The sequence below is a fragment of the Pseudoduganella sp. R-32 genome, from assembly GCF_049913245.1.
GTDB lineage: Bacteria > Pseudomonadota > Gammaproteobacteria > Burkholderiales > Burkholderiaceae_D > Rugamonas.
The window spans coordinates 262740-277830 of the sequence record NZ_CP183987.1; the positions used below are offsets into that span (position 1 = coordinate 262740).

A 15091-nucleotide genomic window follows, 5' to 3' on the forward strand; every position below is an offset into this window, starting at 1 on the left:
ATCAGTAGAACTTGTATTTCAGGTTGAGCGCGAAGGAGCGGCCACGGCCGTCTGCCACGCGCGGGTCCCAACCGGCGCCCACCACCTCGTCCACATTATGGGCGGTGAATGGCGGGTCGGTGTCGAACAGGTTCTGGATGCCGGCCGTGATGGTGGTGTTCTTGAAGCCGGTGTACGTGCCCGAAATGCCGAAGATGCTGTAGTGCTTGATCTTCGGGTCAAAGCCGGCGGGCGGCGTGCCTTTGCCGCCATTTGGCAACTGGTCAGCGTAGTGCGAGGCGAATTTGTTGTTGAACAGTACACTCCAGTCGCCGCGCGAGACGGTCAGGCCGGCATTGTGCTTCCAGCGCAGGTAGACGTCGCGGGTGGCGAACTGGCCGACTTGCTCGATGAATGGCTGGCCTTCGAACTCGGCGAACTTGAAGGACTGCATCCAGGTGCCATCCAGCGTGGCGGTGGTCTTGTACTCGCCGAACTTGCCGTCATGGCGCATGCCCAGGTCCAGGCCGCGGGTTTTCAGGCCGGCGGCATTGATCCAGCCTGCCTCCACGTGGTCGATCACACCGGTTTGCGGGTTACGGATGATGTAGTCGTTCAGGTACTGCCAGTTCTTCAGCACTATTTGCGGCGTGCGGTTCAGGATGCGGTTCTGGATGTTGATCGCCCAGTAGTCCAGCGAGGCGGTGAAGCCGGTGAACGGCGCGATCACCATGCCAAGCGTGCCTTGCTTGGAGGTTTCGGGCTTCAGGCCCGGATTGCCGCCCGAGAAGTAGTTCAGGCGTGGAATGGCGCAGAAGGCCGGGTCGCCCGGATGCTGGGCGCAGCCCTCCTGGTCGATGGTGCCGTTGGGCAGTTCGCCCAGCAGGCGGCCCGAATAGAGCTGGGTAAAACTCGGCGCCAGGAAGCCCTTCGAGGCGGAGCCGCGGAACATCAGGTTCTGTGATGGCTGCCAGCGGAACGACACTTTCGGGTTGGTGGTGGCGCCGATCACCGAATAATCGTCGCGGCGCACTGCGAGTTGCACTTCCAGGTCCTTGATCACCGGGACGATCATTTCAGCGTAAACCGCCTTGATATTGCGGCTGACCCGGTCCTGGTTGGCGTTGCCGGGAGCGAGCAGGATCTTGGTCGCGTCGACATCCTGCGCGAACTCGTAAGTTTCCTTGCGCAGGTCGAGGCCGACTGCCATCGATACGGCACCCGCCGGGAGCTGGAATACCTCGCCCGAGATCGAACCATCGAGCTGGGTCATGGTGGTCTTGCCATGCTGCAGGCGCCCGCGGAACTTGGTCGATTCGATCAGGTTCATGGCTTCGTCGGTCTGGCTCTGGCCGGGCAACAGCCACGGATTGATCTTGCCGGTGCCAAGGGCTGAGTAGATCTGGCTGGTCCAGCCATAACCGTCGACCAGGTCGGTCTTGGTGGTGCTCTGGGCGCGCGACAGGCCAAACTTGTAGTCGTATTTACCCGCCAGCACGCCTTCCATGCCGATCAGTCCGCGCAGGTTTTCGGTCACGTTCTCCTGGGTGCGGTTGCCCCAGGGGGTTGAGCGCCATTTGTAGATGATCGGCTTGGTCTTGTCGTAAGCAGGAATGAACTGCGTCATATCCAGGTAATACGGGCCATTGACCGGATAGGCGGCGCCATTGGCCAGGCTGGTCGAAATCTGCACCGGGGTCAGTTCGGCAGTCGCCTTGGTGCGCGAGCCCAGCAGCTCCGCGAACAGCTTGTGCTCAGGGCTCAACTGGAAAGTCGCGCGCGAGATAGCGTTGGTGCGTTCGACCGGGAAGCTGATCACGTAGTCCGCGCCATAGTCATAGGCACAGGAATACCTGGTGCGGGTTGGCGCCGTAACGTCTTTCCACAGGTCGGTCTGGTATTGAGACATGCCGGGAATGCTGCCGCACTTGCCCTGGAAGCTCAGCGGGCTGGCCTGTAGGTAGGTGGTGTTGTCTCCTGGGACCTTGAAGCCCGTTCCCAATGCCGTGCCGGCGCCGGTCAGGATGTTGGCGTAGGGCGTGCCGGTGGTGTCCGGCGACAGGCCGCGCTCCGGCTGGAAGCCATTGGCGAAGTCGCGCTGGCTGGACGACAGCTTGTCGTTGACGTCATGCGTCACGCTGGCCATCACGTTCCAGCCCTGTTCGGCCAGGCTGCCCACGCCGCCCAGCAGGGAGTACCGGCGCTGCATGCCGCCACCGGCTTCAGTTGCGTTGTAGCTGGCTTCCGCTTCCAGGCCGGTGTAGTCCGTCCGCAGGATGAAGTTGACCACGCCGCCGATCGCGTCGGTGCCGTAAATGGCAGAAGCACCGTCTTTCAGGATTTCCACGCGCTGGATGGCTCCGAGCGGAATCGAATTCAGGTCGACCGCCTTGCCGGAGGCGCCGTGGTTGCCCACGCGGCGGCCATTCAGCAGCACCAGGGTGGCGTTCGGGCCCAGGCCGCGCAAGGAGGCGAAGGAGGCGCCGCCGGACACGCGGTCGGCGTCGGCGCCGAACACGTTGTTACCCGAAGTCATATTGTCGGCGCCGGTACCGTTGGCGGAAATGCTGCGCAGCAGGTCCTCAGTGCTGGTGATGCCGGCCTTCTTGATGGCATCGAAGGTGATGACTTGTACCGGGAGGGCGCCTTCGGCCGCTACACGCTTGATGCTGGAACCGGTGATCTCGACGCGCTGCATCGGCTGCGCAGCTTCCTGTGCGATTGCGGGGCTGACCACTCCAATGAGCGCAATCAGTTGCGCCAGCTTTTTAACCTTCACGAGCCTCTCCCAAGATAGGTGTTTTTTGCAGGTTAGCTCCGGAGAAATCTTGTCATCCAATGAAAATTACTCTTACGTCCATAACCTAATGTAATGCCGGCGTCACATTGCTTTTTGCTTCAATGTCGAGGTAGCGCCAGTTGGTGAGTTCGACTGGGTGTCGGTTGTAGTTTTTAAGCCACGGTTGCTGGATATCGGCCGAGATCGGGTGGATCAGCAATACCCAGGGGTTATAGGCGTGGATCAGCTGGTTCAGCTCGCGGTACAGGGCGTTGCGCTCCGCACCGTCGCTGAGCTGGCGGGCTTTCTCGTAACGGGTGTTGTAGTCAGGCAGGTTGAAGCGGGCGTAATTGGCGCGGCCGCTATTTGGGCCCCACAGCAGCTGGAAGAAGTTGTCCCCGTCCGGGAAGTCGGCGATCCAGTTGGTTTCGAACATCTGCACCTTGCCGAGGCGGCTGGCCTTGATGATTTCGGTCTTCTTGTCGGTCTTGAAGCTGACCCGGATGCCCAGGGCATTCAGGTTCTTGCGCCACAGCTCGTCGCGCAGGCGGCCGACCATGGTCGGCTCGCTGTGCATGACCAGCGCCAGCGGTTGCCCGTTAGGCAGGGTGCGGAAGCCGTCCTTGCCCACCTTGTAGCCGAAGCGGTCGAGCAGGGCTTTGGCCAGCTTGGGGTTGTAGCTGATCGGGCTGCGATAGGCCCGGTCGTAGCCCAGCACGTTCGGCGGCAGCGGGCTTTGCGCGGGGATGGCCAGGCCTTTCTTCAGCAGGGCGATGTCCTCGGGGCTGTTATAACCCAATGCTATGGCGCGGCGCAGGGCGACCTTTTCCTTGCTGTAGCCGCCGATCACCGGATCGTCCATGTTCATCCACATGTAATAGGTCTGCAGCACCGGGAATGGGGACAGCACCATGCCACGTGCGGCCAGGTCCTTTTTCAGCACTGGCTTGGCCGACGACGGATCGAGCACCATGTCGCGCATCGACTCGGGCACCTGCTCGATATAGTCGAACTCGCCATTCAGGAAGCCCAGCACGCGCGACTGGTATTCCTCCATGATCTTGACTTCGACCTTGTCGACAAGCGGCAGGTGCTTGCCTTGCCAGACCTGGTGGTAGCCCTTGTTGGCGGCCAGCGTGATCTTGTCGCTGCGCTTCCATTCTTCGATGACGAAGGGACCGCTGCCGACCGGGTGGTTGCCGACCTGGCTGCCGTAGGCATCGGTCACCTCTTTCGCCACCGCGCCGGTAGCCGGCAGGGCAAGATAGAACAGCAGGCTTGGGTCGGGTTCTTTCAGCGTCAGGCGCAAGGTGTACTTATCAAGCACGCGCAAGTCCGCCAGTTTGCCCTCGAACATGAAGGACCAGGGCGACTTTAACGCCGGATCGAGGAGGCGTTCGATGGCGAATTTATAATCCGAGGCCGTAACTTCGCGCTTCTTTCCCTTAAATGCGGGATCATCGCTGAAGAACATGCCGGGCTTGAGGTGGAAGGTCCAGACCTTGCCGCTGGCATCGCTGGTCGGCATTTCGCGCAGGCTGCTGGGGGCCAGTTTGACCGGGCGCGCTTCGTAGTCGTAGCGCAGCATCGGCTCAAACAGGTTTTCAAGCAGGCTCAGGCTGGCCAGATCGGAGGCGACGGCAGGATCGAGGCCGGTTTCGCCCGTCGACAGGAAGGCGTGCAGGACTTTGTCGGCTGCCAGCACTGCCGGAGCTGCGCCAGCCAGGGCAAGGGACAGGGCGGCGGCGAGAACGCGAAAGTTTTTCATGCGGCGGAGCATAAGCCAGTGCGTGGCGATACGCCAGCTTATAACTTTTTTACATGAGCGAAGCGCATACTTTCATCCGCTGGCCCTATACTTTCGCTGCAAAATTGGTCATTCCACTACAAGAAGTACATCCATGTCCCTCAATTACATCTGGTCCGGATTTTTCCTCGTCGGCTTCGCAGCCGCCATCATCCAATGGCTGTTCATGGGCGATACGGAGATCTTCAAGAAGATCATCGACGGGACTTTCGAATCCGCCAAGCTGGGTGTGATGGACATTGCGCTGCCGTTGGCAGGCGTCATGACGCTGTGGCTGGGGATCATGAACGTAGGCGAAAAGGCGGGCGCAATCGGCTGGCTGGCCAAGATCATCTCGCCCTTCTTCTCGCGCATCTTCCCGGAGGTGCCGAAGGACCACCCGGCCACCGGTCTTATGGTGATGAACTTCTCGGCCAACCTGCTGGGCCTCGACAACGCCGCCACTCCATTCGGCCTGAAGGCGATGGAAAGCCTGCAGTCGCTTAACCCGAACAAGGACACGGCCAGCAACGCCCAGATCATGTTCCTGGTGTTGCACACTTCCGGTCTGACCCTGATCCCGCTGGCGATCATGGCGCAGCGCGCCATCCTCGGCGCGGCCGATCCCTCCGATATTTTCATTCCGTGCATGATCGCCACCTACGCCGCTACGATCACCGGCATCATCGCGGTCGGCATCCGCCAACGCCTGAACCTGTTCGACCCTGTGCTACTGGCCTGGATCGGCGGCATGACGGCGGCCATCGCGGGACTGATCTGGTATTTCACCGCTTTCCTCACGCGCGAGCAGATCGAGGTGGTGTCCAAGGTGGCGTCCAACCTGATCCTGATTTCGATCATCGCGGCCTTCATCATCGGCGCCTTGCTCAAGAAGGTGAACGTGTACGAGGCGTTCATTGAGGGCGCGAAGGGCGGCATCCAGACTTCGCTGACGGTGATTCCTTATCTGGTCGGCATGCTGGTGGCGATCAGCGTACTGCGCAACGCGGGCGTCTTCGGTTTGGTAATGGATGCTTTCAACTGGGTGTTCAGTGCGCTCGGCCTGCGCACGGATTTCGTGCCTTCGCTGCCGACCGCGCTGATGAAGCCTTTCAGCGGTTCCGGTTCGCGCGCCATGATGATCGATGCGATGAAGACCTACGGACCCGACTCCTTCGTCGGCCGCCTGGCTTGCATCTTCCAGGGTTCGGCCGATACCACCTTCTATATCGTGGCGCTGTACTTCGGCTCGGTCGGCATCCGCAAGACACGCTATGCAATTTCCGCCGGCCTGATTGCGGATCTCGCGGGGGTTTTGACCGCGATTGCGGTAGCCTACGTGTTTTTCGGTTAAGGACCCATTGATGCGCCGCCTGCTTCTTGCCACATTGTTTGCCACATTGTTTGCCGCAATCAGCGCTTGCGCCCAGGCGGCGCTGCCGGAGCCGATCGCCAGGCTGGCCGCCGAAAAAGGCATTCCGGAAAATGCCATCGGGGCGGTGGTGCTGCGCGGCGATGAGGTGCTGGTGTCGCACGAAGCGACGCGTACCTTTACGCCTGCCTCGATCATGAAGCTGTTCACCACCATGGTGGGCCTGGATGTGCTCGGGCCCCAGTTCCGTGGCCGCACCGAGCTGCGCACAACAGGAGAAGTTGCGGGCGGCGTGCTGCATGGCGACCTGGTGCTGCGCGGCGGCGCCGATGGCGACTTCACTGCCGACGCCTTCACGCATATGCTGGAAAAACTGCGCACCAAAGGCATCCGCAGGATCGAAGGCAACCTGGTGCTGGACCGCCAGCTCTGGCAGCCGGCGCGTGCCGATGCAGGTGCGCCGCCGTTCGATGAATCGCCTGAGGCGTATTACAACCTGATTCCCGATGCGCTGCTGCTGAACATGAACCTGCAGACCCTCGATATCACGTCCGATGCGAAGTCGATCAAGGCCAGCGTGCTGCCGGAACTGGACAATGTGCGCGTGCGTTCCGAGCTGACCTTGGTAGACCGCGATTGCGCAAAGTGGGAGGACGGCTGGAAGATTCCCGAATACGTGCGCAACGGTCCAAACCTGACCGTGGTGCTGAAGGGGACATTCCCGCGCAACTGCAGCCGGACCAATGTGATCAATGTCCTGGACCGCACGGATTACGCCGAGCGCCTGTTCCGCGCGACCTGGGAACGGCTTGGAGGCCAGTTCAGTGGCCAGGCGGTCGAGGCTTCCGAGGCGCAGTCACGCGCCTTCAATAGCGGTTCGTCGACGCTGTTGGCCGAGCATGTGAGCCGATCCCTGCCCGAGATGGTGCGCGATACCAACAAGCTGTCCGACAATGGACTGGCCCGCACCATTTTCCTGAGCCTGGGCAGCCTGCAGGCCGATCCCTTGCTTGGCAGCCGGCCGCTGCCCGACCTCGCGGACGCTCCCGCCGCCCAGCCCCAATGCTGCGCCATGATGGATGCGCCACCTCGCATGCCCACGCAGGTCCGTGCCGAACTTGAGATCCGCACCTGGCTGCGCGGCCAGGGCGTCGACGATACCGGCATGGTGTTCGAAAACGGTTCCGGCCTGTCGCGCATCGAACGATTTACTCCCAATCAGATGGCCGGCCTGCTGAGGGTCGCGCAAACGTCCCTGTGGGCGCCCGAGTTCCTCACTAGCCTGCCGATTGCGGCGATCGATGGCACCATGAGGCGCCGCCTGAAAGAAAGCCCTGCAGCGATGCGCGCCCGCATCAAAACCGGTTCCCTCAAGAACGTGGTCGCGATCGCCGGCTACGTCCCCGACGCCAGTGGCCGCCAGTGTATCGTGGTGGTCATGGTCAACCACGAACGCGCTGGCAACGGCAATGGCCGCGCGCTGGCAGACGGCGTGATCGATTGGGTCGCGCGCAGCGCGGCACCGCAAGCGGCAAACGAGGTGCCGAGCGCACGATAAGGAGCATCCATGAGCGAAACGAAACAGTATTGGTTCCCAGCCAAAAGCCATGGCTGGGGATGGGGCGTGCCTGGCACCTGGCAGGGTTGGCTGGTGCTTGCCGCCTACGTGGTGGCCATGGCGGCCGGCGCAGTGGTGCTGAATCCTGCGCGTTCACCGCTTGGATTCCTGGTCCTGACCACGGCCGCCACGGCGATCTTTATCCTGGTTTGCTACCTCACGGGTGAACCTCCGCGCTGGCGTTGGGGGAACGATGGCAAGACGAAGTAAAGGGATTCCGAGCGCGCTGCTGGCGGTTGTAGTTGCGGTGGCGGCGTATTGGTACTGGTCGCCGCTGCTGGTTGTGCACCAGATGAAGGAAGCGGTGCGGGTGCATGATGTGGAGGCCTTCAATAGCCACGTCGATTTTCCGGCGCTACGCGAGAACATGAAGGACGATATCGCCGGCAAGCCGGGCGACGATGCGCTCAGCGGCTTCGGGCGCCTGCTCGGCGGCGTGGTGGTGGATGCACTGGTGCGGCCGGAGGCGGTGATGTTTGTGCTGGAGCACGGTGATTTTGCGAAGAAGCGCGACCGGCGCCACGAGGATCGCGACGCCCGTGACCGTGAGCGGGAACGGGACGAAGAGCCGGACTCCGGCGCAGCGAAACCGAAATGGGTGACCGAGCGCGATGGCGTCGACCGCTACATCGTCCGCAACGACAAGATCGCGCTGGTCTTCGTCCGCAACGGCTTTGCGGACTGGAAGCTGTCCGAATTTCGCCTATGACGCGCGCAGCACCTTGCGCGTGGCCCACACGATTGGAAGGCTGAACAGGAAGATGTGCGACAGGATGTCCATGCCCCATGAGAAGGCATTGAACGTCACCGGGCGCGGGAACGCCGATAGCGGCAGCACCACCAGTCGCATCGTGAAGAACACCAGCAGGCCGTAGCCGACGGCCGCCAGCAGCGGTTTGCGCGCCAATGCCGGGGCGCGTCGCGCCGCGAAGAAGAAGAGCGCCATCCACACAAAACTCAAGGCGAAGTGGCAGGCCAGGCCGAATGCAGCGGCGGGAGCGCCGCCGGTGAAGGCCGCCTTGCCCAGTGCACCGCTGGCCACCACTTGCAGCAGGCGCTCCGGCGGCATGCCGTTATAGCCGGCGAAGCTGATCGCGAACAGGATGTCCAGCAAGCCGCCCAGCGTGCCGCCGGTCAGGATTGCTCGTGTGGTAGACCAGGGCTGCTGCATAAGGGCTGTCTCCTTATAGGACTTTGGTGTAGTCGCGGCGCACCAGCACGCGGTCGCCGCAGTCGAAATGCCACCATTCGCTGTTGATGCCGGCGAAGCCAGCCTGGAACATGGCATCGCGCAGCAACTGGCGGTTGGCGACTTGTGCGGCAGTCAGTTCCCCGCTGGCGAGGTGCCGTGCCTCAAGCACCGGGTGCGACAATTCCGTCATGTCGTCGAAGCCCGTGCCCATGTCGAGCTCCTGGCCGGATGGGTCGAGGATGGTGATGTCGACCGCCATGCCGAAGGAATGGATCGAGCCGCGTTCCGGCGGCGCCAGGTACATCTGCAGGCTGGTGCCGGCCAGCGCCTGCCACAGCTCTTCCTGCACGCGGTGCGGGCGCAGGGCGTCGAGCAGCAGCGCCTTGTAGCCGGGAGCGCGCCGTGCCAGGTAAGCCACCACCCGTTCGATGGCGGCGGCGGCGTCGCGATGCAGCCAGGCGCAATCGAGCGGCGAATACAGGTCGCGGCCGACGAAGTTGTCCGGCCCCGCATAGCGCAGGTCGACCGCGATACCGGCGATGGTGGCCAGGTGGCGGAAGTCGGGGTTACCGAGAACGTCTTCGCTGCGGGTGGTCTTGCTCATTGCTTTCCTTGTTCCAGGCAGGCGCGCGCCATGCTGGCGATGGAGTCGGCCAACTGGCGGGCGCCGTGCGACAGCGGCGCGTGGCTGTTCGTCAGCAGGAAGAGCTGGATCGGAATGGCCGGCGCCCACTGGCGTTTCTGCACCTTGGCCGGATCGGCCGACGCCGCCGTGAAAGGATCGACCACGGCCAGGCCGGCGCCGGCTTCCACCAGCGAACGGGCAATCTGGTAAGTCTGCACCGTGGTGCGGAAGTTGGGCTGGATGCCCTGTGCTTCGCAGGAAGCCACGATCATCTCGCCCAACGGGTCGTTGTCGGCATGGCCTATCAGTTCACCGCTCAGGCCTTCCGCCGTCAGCGGCATGCCCGCTTCATCGCTGCGCCAGGTACCGGCCGGCGCGATCACCGTCATCACGCCTTGTGCAATCGGTTCGGCGATGATGCCGGGGTGGCGCGGGTCCTGCAGCGAAAGCGCCATGTCGGCTTCACCCAGGCGCAAGGTGTTGACGATTTCGGAGGTGTGGTGGGTGGCCAGTTCGCAGCGCGTGTCGGGAAATTCCTTGCGCCATTCGCTCATGGCTTGCGGCAGGACGCTGATAGCGATGGTCGGCGTCGACACCAGCCCCACGGTTTCGACGGCGCGGCCTTTCAGGCTGGCCGCCAGGCGGCGGATGCCCTGCAGGTCGCGGTGCAGTTTTTCGGTCTCGGCAAAAAGGCGGTGCGCTTCCGGCTTCGGGTACAGCTTGCCGCGCACGCGCTCGAACAGCGGCATGCCCAGTTGCAGCTCGGCGTGCTGCAACACCTTGGTCACGGCTGGCTGGGAAATATGCAGCACCTGGGCGGCGCCGCTGATGGTGCCAACCTGCATGATGGCGTGGAAAACTTCGATGTGGCGCAGCCGCATTGTCCTGGTTCCTCTTCCTCGGCGCCGCCGGTCGTCCCCTGCGGCATGTTGGCAGGATAGGGGAAAGCCGGCGGCCGTGCAAACCGCCTTACTGTATTGGCTTGGGCGCAGTCAGCACGTCGAGGATGGCGGCGGATTCGGCGTCCGGCACGCCGTCCCATTTGCTGTTGCGGTACTTGGCCTGGAAGGTCACCAGCACATTCTGGGTTTCTGGGTCCAGCACGCCGGTCTGCGGGGTGGCGTAGCCGTGCTGGGCCAGCTTTTGCTGGAACCAGGCGATGTCCGGCAGCTGGGCTTCGTATTGCGGACGCACCGCGGCCACGGCGGCCGCGTCCGGCCAGGCGATCAGGCCTTCGTCGGCCAGCCGCTTCCACGGGAACATCGGGCCGGGATCCTGCTTGCGTTGCGGTGCGATATCGGCGTGGCCGAGGAAGTTTTCCGGTGCGATCTGGTGGCGTTCCTTGATCTGCTTGAGCAGGGCGACCAGCTGGTCGATCTGGCGCTCGGAGAAGCCATACCAGTGGCGGCCGTCGGGCATGTCCTTGAAGCCGGGGTTGACGATCTCGATGCCGATCGAGCTGTGGTTCAGCGCCGTGTAGTTCTTCCAGCTGCTCAGCCCGGCGTGCCAGGCGGCGCGGTTTTCGTCGACCAGGGCGTAGACGCGCGGCTCATTCTCGTCGGTGATGAGATAGTGGGCGCTCACATCTTTCTCGGTCAGCAGCTTGATCGACAGCGGCAAGTCGGTCACGGTGTAATGGATCACGACGAAACGCACGCGGCTGCTCTGCCCTTTGGAGGTCAGCGAATGGTCGATGTTCGGCAGCTGGGTGGCACAACCGGTCAGTAGGGCGATCAGGGAAGCGAGCAGCAGTTTTTTCATGGTTTCCTTAGTTGCGTGGCCGGGCGGCCATCCTGGCAGCCGCATGATGCGGCCTGGCGCTGCGTTTTTGCAAATGGAATTCAGGCGGCAAGTCGGTGCGCATGGCTTCGAAAATCAGGGGATGCAGTTCGGCCGCGCGGCCGGACAGGACAATCGGCCGCGCGCCGAAGCGCGTCACCAGCGCCAGCGCCAGGCGCGCCAGTTCGCGGCCAGCCTGCAGCAGGATGTGGCGGGCGGCGGGGTCGGCCCCCGCGCTCATGGCAACGGCCAGCGCCAGCTTGCCGATGTCGCCGCGCTCCTGGGTGTACATGAAGTTGCGCGAGAAAGACCAGTCGCTGCCGCCGACATGGTCGAACACCGCATGCGCCATCGGCGAGTCCTCCCAGGCGCCGGGCTGTTCATCCTCGCCGCGCCAGATACGGCGCATCGCTTCGCGCGCAATCCAGAAGCCGCCGCCGGCATCGTCCAGCATGACGCCGCGGCCGCCGGCGCGGTGGAATTCGCCTTGCTCGTCGATGAAGGCGGCAATTGAACCGGTACCGGCATAGACCAGGTAACCCTGGCCGGGCTCGAAGGCGTCGAGATAGGCAACTTCGATATCGTTGCAGAGCGTGATGGCGTCCAGGCGTACGCCGAGCAGCGTGGAGAGCCAGTCCAGCAGCACGGCGCCATCGCCGCCGAAGCCAGTCAGCCCGGCGCAGATGCGCAGTGGCTTGCCGGCTTCCAGTACGTCTTGCGCCAGCTGGCTGAAGATGGTGTGGATCAGCTCGCGTCCGGCCGGCTTGGCCATCATCAGGGCGGACAGCCCGGCGACCGTTCCTTCGGCCACGATGTCGCCTGCCGGGGTGGCAAGCGCCCAGCGTGTTTCCGTGCCTCCAGCATCGATTCCCAGCCCTAAGGTACGATCGGTGTCAGGTTTGCCCATGATCTGTCGAGTGTACGTTGAAACGCCGACATCTTTGCATGAAAGCGCGTGCGGCACTCATTCCAAAAAGTTATAACGCAGCGGAAACTCTTGGACTTTCATTGCCTAAGCGGTCGATTGCCGATACCACCACGCTGCGGGCCGGCACGCCATTATCGTCGGTCAGCACCACTTCGCTGCGGCCGGCAGGCACCACGTTGAAGCGCCATTCTTCGCCGTAGTGCGCCCAGATCGCAAGCTGGGTGGCACGGCCGGCGTTGCCAAGGGTAAGCGACAGTCCGCTGGCGTGGCGCTTGACTGCCACGGTCGGCGCTGGCGGCGCTTCGCTGCCCAGCCATGGCGAAGCCGGCACCAGCGCCGGTCCCTGGTAGCTGGTGGCCTTCAGGTGGTCGCTCACGCCTTTGCGGTTTTGCATCAGGGCCGCAATGCTGAAATGAATGTGGCCGTTCGCGTTGCCGCGGCTGCGCGTGACGCCGACCTGCTGCACGATTTCATCCGCGCTGAAGGACTTGCTGCTGTCGTCAATGCGGCTGGTGTACAGGCCCGGCCAGATATGGCGGCCGCGCTTGTTCTGTCCCAGCCAGTAATCGAGCAACACGGGGAAAGCTTGCGGCTGCTGCGCGATCGGCCAGTACAGCTGCGGGGCCAGGTAATCGAGCCAGCCGTTCTGCAGCCACAATTCGGCGTCGGCATACAGCTTGTCGTACTGGCTGAAGCCCTGGATGCCGGGCGGGCGGCGGTCCGGGCGGCCAATGCCGAAGGGGCTGATGCCGAAGCGCACCCACGATTTTTCCTTGTGGATACCGGTGTAGAGCGCTTCGATCAGCTGGTTGACGTTCTGGCGGCGCCAGTTGGCGCGGTCCAGGGTGCCGCCGCCTTGCAGGTAGCGCTGGTACGGGGCGCCGTCGGGGAAATCCAGCTCGGGCTTGTTGCCGTTCGACGGCGCGTCCAGGGCCGCCTCGCCGCCATTGGCGCCGGGCGCTTCAATCGGATAAGGGTAGAAGTAGTCGTCGATGTGGACGCCGTCGATGTCGTAACGGCGCACCACGTCCAGGATCACGTCCAGCGTTTGCTGGGCGGCGGCTTCCTCGCCGGGGTCCATCCACTGGAATTTGCCATATTGGCGCACCACTTGCGGCCTGGTGTTGGCTACATGCTCACGCGCGTTCGGCGTGCGGGCGGCTGAATGGCGGGCACGGTAGGGATTGAACCATGCGTGCAGTTCGAGGCCGCGGGCATGAGCCTGCGCGATCCAGAAGGCCAGCGGGTCCCAGGCCGGCTCGGGAGCCTTGCCCTGCTGGCCGGTGAGGAACTCGGACCAGGGCTCGAGCTTGGACGGGTAAATGGCGTCGGCGCTCGGGCGCACCTGCAGCACGATCGCGTTCAGGTGCAGTGCCTTGGCGCGGTCGAGGATGGCGAGGGCTTCGGCCTGCTGGCGCGCCGGCGGCAGGTTGCTGCGGCTGGGCCAGTCGATGTTGGCCACCGTCGACACCCAGGCAGCGCGGAATTCGCGCGGCGCGGCAGGCGGCTGTTCGCCGGTGATGCGTTGCTGCACCGGCGCCGGGCTTGCCGCCGTGACCGGGGCGGGCGTATTGCCGCTCCCGCCACCGGAGGGTGGTGCCGCGGCGTCGCCGGCGGCTGGCACGGTCGGCGTCGACGAACACGCCCCCATTAATGCGGCCACGCCGGCCGCGGCGGCGGCTATGGTCAGCCGCCTTTTCGCATTAAAAGCCAAAACCAAATCCTCACATCAGCAGGAGCCGTATTCTACCTATTCCCGGCCAAAGTCCGGATCTATCTTGATCAGTGCCGTCATGATGAAGGCGGGGATGGTTGCCGTGCAGACATAAATGAAGAAGTGCTGGTAGCCGAGATACTCCTGGATCGCGCCGCTGGCCATTTGCGGAATCATCATCCCCAGCGCCATGAAGCCGGTGCAGATCGAATAATGCGCAGTCTTGTGCTCGCCCTGGCTGACCATGATCATGTACATCATGAACGAGGTGAAGCCGAGCCCATAGCCGAACTGCTCCACTGCCAGGCAAGTCGCGATCCAGGCGAAGTTTTGCGGTTGCGCCTGCGACAGGTAGACGAAAATCAGGTCCGGAATATGGATCGCAATCGCGAAAGGCCACAGGCAGCGCTTGAGGCCAAAGCGCCCGATCAGCCAGCCGCCCACCAGGCCGCCGAGGATCAGGCCGACGATGCCGATCGTGCCGTAGGCAATGCCCACAGCGGCGGTGTCCAGGCCAAGGCCGCCTTTCTCCAGCGGGTCTTTCAGGAACGGCACCACCATTTTCAGCAACTGCGACTCGCCAAGGCGGAACAGCAGCAGGAACAGCAGGATCACGACGATGCCGTCCTTGCGGAAGAAGGCGGAAAATGTCGCGAAAAACTCCTGCATCGGCGCCGACGAGTGCACTGCCGGCTTGTCTTCCGCCGGCCTTGGCAGCACGACGAAGTGATAGAGCGCCAGCGCCAGGAAGACCGCGCCGGTCACACCGAAGGTGATAGCCCAGGCCATATGGGGATTGCCGTGGTACTTGATGATTTCGCCGGCCAGGAATAGCAGGCCGCCGTTGCAGGCCACGTTGGCCGCGCGATAGAAAGTGCTGCGCACGCCGACAAATTCCGCCTGCTGCTTCTGCCGCAGGCCGAGCATGTAGAAGCCGTCCGCCGCGATATCGTGGGTGGCGGAGCTGAAGGCCATCAGCCACATGACGCCAAGGCTAAGCTGGAAAAAGTTCGAGAGCGGCAGCGTGAAGGCAACCGCCGCCAGCGACACGCCCAGCACCATCTGCAGGATGGCGACCCAGGAGCGCTTGGTGCCGAACATTTCGATCAGGGGAGACCACAGCGGCTTGATCACCCATGGCAGGTACAGCCAGCCGGTGTAGAACGCCATCTCCGTGTTGGAGATGCCAAGATCCTTGTACATGGCGGTGGACAGCGCCATCACCACGAAATAGGGAATGCCCTGGTTGAAATACAGTGTCGGAACCCAGCCCCAGGGGCTGCGTTGCTGCGCTCGATCCATTACGTCCTTTCTTGTCG

At 63.3% G+C, this 15091-nt stretch carries 13 protein-coding genes; 4 read left to right on the forward strand and 9 right to left on the reverse strand.

Features of this window, described 5'->3' with window-relative positions:
• Nucleotide 1 precedes the first annotated feature (1 nt).
• Both ACN9MU_RS01160 and ACN9MU_RS01165 read right to left on the reverse strand, forming a co-directional pair.
• Nucleotides 2–2758, reverse strand: a complete 2757-nt coding sequence (locus ACN9MU_RS01160) for a TonB-dependent receptor (RefSeq protein ID WP_426166699.1) — start codon at nt 2756–2758, stop codon at nt 2–4.
• Nucleotides 2759–2843: 85 nt separating this feature from the next.
• Nucleotides 2844–4526, reverse strand: a complete 1683-nt coding sequence (locus tag ACN9MU_RS01165) for an ABC transporter substrate-binding protein (RefSeq protein WP_426166701.1) — start codon at nt 4524–4526, stop codon at nt 2844–2846.
• Between the two features lie 133 nt (nt 4527–4659).
• On the opposite strand from ACN9MU_RS01165, the gene ACN9MU_RS01170 reads away from it, so the two are divergent.
• The 4 genes from ACN9MU_RS01170 to ACN9MU_RS01185 are packed head-to-tail and all read left to right on the forward strand — an operon-like array spanning nt 4660 to nt 8243.
• Entirely contained in the window at nt 4660–5898 is a 1239-nt protein-coding gene (locus ACN9MU_RS01170) for a nucleoside recognition domain-containing protein (RefSeq protein WP_426343998.1), read from the forward strand.
• Nucleotides 5899–5908: 10 nt separating this feature from the next.
• A complete protein-coding gene (dacB, locus tag ACN9MU_RS01175) occupies nt 5909–7474 on the forward strand; it encodes a D-alanyl-D-alanine carboxypeptidase/D-alanyl-D-alanine endopeptidase (RefSeq protein WP_426319993.1) in 1566 nt (521 codons plus the stop codon).
• A gap of 9 nt (nt 7475–7483) precedes the next feature.
• Nucleotides 7484–7744, forward strand: coding sequence for a hypothetical protein (locus ACN9MU_RS01180; protein WP_426166707.1), 261 nt, complete (start codon nt 7484–7486; stop codon nt 7742–7744).
• Nucleotides 7728–8243 (forward strand): DUF2939 domain-containing protein, encoded by a 516-nt coding sequence (locus ACN9MU_RS01185; protein ID WP_426166709.1) that lies wholly within the window; start codon nt 7728–7730, stop codon nt 8241–8243. Before ACN9MU_RS01180 ends, ACN9MU_RS01185 begins: the two co-directional genes overlap by 17 nt.
• On the opposite strand, the gene ACN9MU_RS01190 is transcribed toward ACN9MU_RS01185, so the two are convergent.
• From ACN9MU_RS01190 to ACN9MU_RS01220, 7 genes are all read right to left on the reverse strand, one after another.
• Nucleotides 8238–8705, reverse strand: coding sequence for a hypothetical protein (locus tag ACN9MU_RS01190; protein ID WP_426166711.1), 468 nt, complete (start codon nt 8703–8705; stop codon nt 8238–8240). The two genes, ACN9MU_RS01185 and ACN9MU_RS01190, sit on opposite strands and share 6 nt — an antisense overlap.
• 13 nt (nt 8706–8718) lie before the next feature.
• Nucleotides 8719–9330 (reverse strand): M15 family metallopeptidase, encoded by a 612-nt coding sequence (locus ACN9MU_RS01195; protein WP_426166713.1) that lies wholly within the window; start codon nt 9328–9330, stop codon nt 8719–8721.
• The gene (locus tag ACN9MU_RS01200) at nt 9327–10232 is read right to left on the reverse strand and encodes a LysR family transcriptional regulator (RefSeq protein WP_426166715.1); all 906 of its coding nucleotides are present in this window, start codon (nt 10230–10232) and stop codon (nt 9327–9329) included. The genes ACN9MU_RS01195 and ACN9MU_RS01200 overlap by 4 nt, the downstream gene beginning before the upstream one ends.
• An 88-nt stretch (nt 10233–10320) precedes the next feature.
• A complete protein-coding gene (locus tag ACN9MU_RS01205; protein WP_426166717.1) occupies nt 10321–11112 on the reverse strand; it encodes a peptidoglycan recognition protein family protein in 792 nt (263 codons plus the stop codon).
• A 7-nt stretch (nt 11113–11119) separates the two neighbouring features.
• Nucleotides 11120–12037 (reverse strand): N-acetylglucosamine kinase, encoded by a 918-nt coding sequence (locus ACN9MU_RS01210; RefSeq protein WP_426166719.1) that lies wholly within the window; start codon nt 12035–12037, stop codon nt 11120–11122.
• A gap of 70 nt (nt 12038–12107) precedes the next feature.
• Entirely contained in the window at nt 12108–13778 is a 1671-nt protein-coding gene (locus tag ACN9MU_RS01215) for a glycoside hydrolase family 10 protein (protein WP_426166721.1), read from the reverse strand.
• Nucleotides 13779–13808: 30 nt separating this feature from the next.
• Nucleotides 13809–15074: an MFS transporter gene (locus ACN9MU_RS01220; RefSeq protein ID WP_426166723.1), complete on the reverse strand. Its 1266-nt coding sequence runs from the start codon at nt 15072–15074 to the stop codon at nt 13809–13811.
• Between the last annotated feature and the right edge of the window lie 17 nt (nt 15075–15091).

Bases quoted from the DNA above. Each gene is read 5' to 3' on its own strand.
- ACN9MU_RS01165 (WP_426166701.1), bottom strand. From the start codon at position 4,526: ATGAAAAACTTTCGCGTTCTCGCCGCCGCCCTGTCCCTTGCCCTGGCT.
- ACN9MU_RS01170 (WP_426343998.1), top strand. From the start codon at position 4,660: ATGTCCCTCAATTACATCTGGTCCGGATTTTTCCTCGTCGGCTTCGCA.
- dacB (WP_426319993.1), top strand. From the start codon at position 5,909: ATGCGCCGCCTGCTTCTTGCCACATTGTTTGCCACATTGTTTGCCGCA.
- ACN9MU_RS01180 (WP_426166707.1), top strand. From the start codon at position 7,484: ATGAGCGAAACGAAACAGTATTGGTTCCCAGCCAAAAGCCATGGCTGG.
- ACN9MU_RS01185 (WP_426166709.1), top strand. From the start codon at position 7,728: ATGGCAAGACGAAGTAAAGGGATTCCGAGCGCGCTGCTGGCGGTTGTA.
- ACN9MU_RS01190 (WP_426166711.1), bottom strand. From the start codon at position 8,705: ATGCAGCAGCCCTGGTCTACCACACGAGCAATCCTGACCGGCGGCACG.
- ACN9MU_RS01195 (WP_426166713.1), bottom strand. From the start codon at position 9,330: ATGAGCAAGACCACCCGCAGCGAAGACGTTCTCGGTAACCCCGACTTC.
- ACN9MU_RS01200 (WP_426166715.1), bottom strand. From the start codon at position 10,232: ATGCGGCTGCGCCACATCGAAGTTTTCCACGCCATCATGCAGGTTGGC.
- ACN9MU_RS01205 (WP_426166717.1), bottom strand. From the start codon at position 11,112: ATGAAAAAACTGCTGCTCGCTTCCCTGATCGCCCTACTGACCGGTTGT.
- ACN9MU_RS01210 (WP_426166719.1), bottom strand. From the start codon at position 12,037: ATGGGCAAACCTGACACCGATCGTACCTTAGGGCTGGGAATCGATGCT.
- ACN9MU_RS01220 (WP_426166723.1), bottom strand. From the start codon at position 15,074: ATGGATCGAGCGCAGCAACGCAGCCCCTGGGGCTGGGTTCCGACACTG.